Below are 2139 nucleotides of genomic sequence, written 5' to 3'. Positions count from 1 at the left end.
TAGCTAAATGCACAGAACCTTTACCTATTCGATGGTCAAGACAAATCCCAGAAAGCTGTGAACCAAGCACAGTAACAGTCAGATTACATCCTTCTGGACGCTGGCATATCTCAATAAGATTTGATGACCCAACGATTAAGCCTTTACCAGTAACAGATAAAGCCATTGGAATTGACTTAGGAATTAGTAGCCTTGTGATTACCAGCAATGGCGATAAAGTATCTAATCCTAAGCATTTTAAAAAGCATTATCGGAGACTGCGAAAAGCACAAAAAAATCTTTCTAGAAAACAGAAAGGGTCAAAAAATCGAGAAAAAGCGAGAATCAAAGTAGCAAGGATTCACGCTCAAATTACTGATAACAGAAAAGACCATTTACACAAGCTAACCAATCAATTAGTTCGTGAAAACCAAACGATTGTGGTTGAGAATTTAGCCGTCAAGAATCTGGTCAAAAACCCGAAATTATCTCAGGCAATATCTGATGTAAGATGGGGAGAAATCACTCGACAATTAGCCTATAAATGCCGTTGGTACGGCAGAAATTACATCGAAATAGATAGATGGTTTCCTAGTTCTAAAAGATGTAGTAATTGTGGGCATATTGCTGAGAAAATGCCGTTAAATATTCGAGAGTGGGATTGTCCAGACTGTGGGACTCACCATGACCGAGATGTTAACGCTAGTAAAAATATTTTGGCCGCAGGGCTTGCGGTGTCAGTCTGTAGAGCGACCTGATGACCAGAACAGAGTAAATCTGGGGCGGCAGGTGCGAAAAATCCTTCGGGACCCCAAGCAGAAACTCAAATCGTGAGGTTTGGGAATCGCCGTCCGTTTACGGCGGTGAGGATGTCAAAGATTTATCTTCCCGACTGGGAGCGCGGGGTAATGGCTCGATTATAACCCTCGATCGCTATCTTCGATCAGCTTCTAGTGCGGGGAATTTTTGCCAAGTTAGAGATTTATCCTGCATCACAAGTTGTTCTTTTTGTCAAGAAAACTTTTTCTTTTTAACAAAAGTACACAAACATTTTGATCAACGTTATTGGCGATGTTATTTTGGGACTACAGGGGAAAGATAACCTCACTGCTAGAATTTAATTTTCAGACAAATAACCTCAGATCAGAAATTATGACCTTTACACCAGCTATTGATCCAGATATTGAATACCCCGATAGTGACGGTAAACCCATGGCCGATAATACCGAACAATATGAATGGATCGTTAAAATCAAAGAAAATCTTGAGATTCTCTTTGCTAATTCTCCTAACGTTTTTATTGCTGGAGATCTGCTCTGGTATCCTGTCCAAGATAAGAAAATTACTGGACCAGTTGCTCCCGATGTTATGGTAGTATTTGGTCGTCCGAAAGGAAGACGGGGTTCCTATAAACAATGGCAAGAAGATAACATCGCTCCTCAAGTGGTTTTTGAAATTCTCTCCCCCTCTAATAGTTTAGAAGAAATGGAGCGAAAACTACTCTTTTATCAACGTTATGGAGTGGAAGAATACTATCTCTATGATCCGGATTCTCATAATTTTCAGGGATGGTGGAGACAGGAAGGACTATTAAGTTCTATACCTGAGATTAAGGGATGGATTAGTCCTCGGTTAAAGATCAGATTTGAATTGAGAGGAGATGAGTTAGAAATTTATGGTTTAGATGGTCAGAAATTTTTGACTTCTATCGAGTTATCTCAACGGTTAGAACAAGAGCGTCTTAAAGCTGAACGTTTAGCTGAATATATCCGTTCTCTGGGAATTGATCCCGATACTTTATAATGACATAATTGATGGGTTGTGACGAATACTAACTAACTGGTTAACTGCCTAAGTTATCGTCATTGAACCTAGCCTAGGGCTATACTTAACTATGTAATCAGTAAAAAGAACAAATCTATGAAAGCTTGGGCAAAATCTTTAGAAAAACCAGCAGTGGAATTTTCTGAAACGCAATTAACCTTATTATCGGGGAAAATTCCCGAGGGATTGCGGGGGAGTCTCTATCGCAATGGTCCGGGGAGATTAGAAAGAGGTAAGCAAAAAGTTGGTCATTGGTTTGACGGAGATGGGGCAGTTTTAGCTGTACATTTTCATGATAAGGGAGCCAGTGCCACCTATCGTTATGTTCAGACTGCT

Annotated in this window: 3 protein-coding genes; all 3 read left to right on the top strand. The window is 40.1% G+C overall.

Annotation, left to right across the window (positions count from 1 at the left end; all coding sequences use genetic code 11):
- The coding region (locus tag PX484_RS08430; RefSeq protein WP_288103445.1) for an RNA-guided endonuclease InsQ/TnpB family protein at window positions 1–737 on the top strand (737 nt) is incomplete at its 5' end.
- Between the two features lie 394 nt (window positions 738–1131).
- Window positions 1132–1782: a Uma2 family endonuclease gene (locus PX484_RS08425; protein WP_288103443.1), complete on the top strand. Its 651-nt coding sequence runs from the start codon at window positions 1132–1134 to the stop codon at window positions 1780–1782.
- Window positions 1783–1899: 117 nt separating this feature from the next.
- Window positions 1900–2139, top strand: a 240-nt coding sequence (locus tag PX484_RS08420; RefSeq protein ID WP_288103441.1) for a carotenoid oxygenase family protein, incomplete at its 3' end; no start/stop codon positions are given.

The sequence above is a fragment of the Microcystis sp. M49636_WE2 genome (genome assembly GCF_030065375.1).
Classification (GTDB): Bacteria; Cyanobacteriota; Cyanobacteriia; order Cyanobacteriales; family Microcystaceae; genus Microcystis; species Microcystis aeruginosa_C.
This window is presented reverse-complemented; position numbering and strand designations above follow the sequence as displayed.